A 1,239-nucleotide genomic window follows, 5' to 3' on the forward strand; every position below is an offset into this window, starting at 1 on the left:
TTAAATTGAAATCCATTTTTCACGAAAATGTTTATCTTTAACAGAAATTAAATCGTTCGCTGGCTTCGCTTCTGCGTCAAGCCGCAAAACGTTAGTGGCTATTTTGCCGAAAATACCTGAAAATTAGAACTTAAAAGAATATCTGAATATGGAATATTGCGGAAATTGTAATACAAAATTAGGATTTACAAACACACCAAATTTTGGTGGTGGAAAATTTTCTGATAGCTATAGATTATGTTTAAATTGTTTTAGCAAACTTTTAAAACTTGACAAAAGCGCAAACACAAAAAAGTTTACAGTTGAAGAAGTTAAAGAAAAACTTAATAAAACTAATGACATCATAAACAGAATTGAAGACCAAAAAGTTTCTGAAAACAAAACCGTTGAACTTAATTTTGATGCAATTCCAATCGAAAATTTATTAAGTCAAATACAAAGTATTGACAATATAAGCGAAATTGAAATTTGGGATAACGAAGCAAGTTTACATAGAAAAAGTATTTCTGAATTTTTAGAAAAACTAAAGTTTGCAAAAACACAAATTGACGAAGAAATAAAAGTTTCAACAGGTTTCAACCCAATTAAAAACTTTTTTGCGAAATCAAAAATCACGAATAGAAATAATGGCTTTTTAAAGCAATATGAAAATGTTTCAAAAACTTTAGAAAATTATTATAACCAACTTGAATATTGGATAAATATTTCTCCAAATAGTTTGCAAGAACTGAACGAAATGAAATCTGAATTAAAAGAAAAAAAACAACTTTTTGCAATAAGAAAAAAAGAACTAAATTTATTCAAAAAACAAGCTTGGGCAAATTACAGACAAAATTCAGCTTATGTAGAATTTAGTTCACCAAAATTACGTCATTTTTATCGTGGCTTAAATATAAGAGAACGTGAAAAAAACTTAAATCCATATGACGAAGAACTAGACAATATAACATTACAGCTAATAGAAATCGACAAATTAATATTGTGGCTCAACAAAATAAAATAAAAAAAACAGCCACTAACAGCGGTTTCAAGAAATGGCGAGGCAAGGGATTTATCAGAAATTGGAAAGGTTTTTAATTAAAAGTTTTAGTTATATTTGTAAAGGCTTGGTCTTGGTTCATCGCCACTTCATGAAGCCGCAAAACGTTGTGTGTCAGTTTCGGAAGAATAAACGCCGCAGACAACAATTCGGAAGAAAAAATATCAACTTTTTTGTGTTTTTTTAGAGACTTTTAACCA

1 protein-coding gene is annotated in these 1,239 nt (G+C 28.7%); it reads left to right on the top strand.

The window, feature by feature from the left end; translation table 11 throughout:
* Window positions 1–148 precede the first annotated feature (148 nt).
* A complete protein-coding gene (locus tag Q361_RS13595; RefSeq protein ID WP_103727258.1) occupies window positions 149–1,003 on the top strand; it encodes a hypothetical protein in 855 nt (284 codons plus the stop codon).
* Window positions 1,004–1,239: the final 236 nt, after the last annotated feature.

This window comes from Flavobacterium croceum DSM 17960 (genome assembly GCF_002917885.1).
GTDB classification, from domain to species: domain Bacteria; phylum Bacteroidota; class Bacteroidia; order Flavobacteriales; family Flavobacteriaceae; genus Flavobacterium; species Flavobacterium croceum.

What these genes read in the sequence shown, in the direction of transcription:
- Q361_RS13595 (WP_103727258.1), top strand. Translation starts at nt 149, where the DNA reads ATGGAATATTGCGGAAATTGTAATACAAAATTAGGATTTACAAACACA.